Annotated in this window: 1 protein-coding gene; it reads right to left on the reverse strand. The window is 66.5% G+C overall.

The annotated features are described in order from the left end of the window. Window positions 1-397: trimeric intracellular cation channel family protein (locus AB4Z35_RS30985; protein ID WP_442101296.1), on the reverse strand; the 397-nt coding region annotated here is incomplete at both ends.

Here is a 397-nt window from a genome sequence, read left to right on the forward strand (position 1 = left end):
GTTTCCAGCCAAGCTGTACGGACAGCAGGCGCATGGCGATCGTGACAAGCGCCCCGGTCAGCAGCGCCGCCTCCTGGTCGGCGCGTAGCCAAGTCAGGCCGACATAGACCCAGCAGCCCACAAACGAGCAGGTGGCGTAGGGCGAGCGGTCGCGCAGGATCATCGGCACTTCATTGCAGAGCACGTCGCGGACCACGCCGCCGAACACTGCCGAGATGATGCCCATCATCACCGCCACGGTCGGCGTCATCTGCGCCACCAGCGCCAGCGAGGTGCCCGTGACGGAGAACAGCCCCAGGCCGATGGCATCGGCGACCAGCATCGCCCGGTTCGAGGCCACCGTGCTCACCACGCGAAATACGATGGCCGCGCCGATCGACATCGCGAAGATCAGCAG

This window comes from Pseudomonas sp. KB_15, from assembly GCF_052114525.1.
GTDB lineage: Bacteria > Pseudomonadota > Gammaproteobacteria > Pseudomonadales > Pseudomonadaceae > Aquipseudomonas.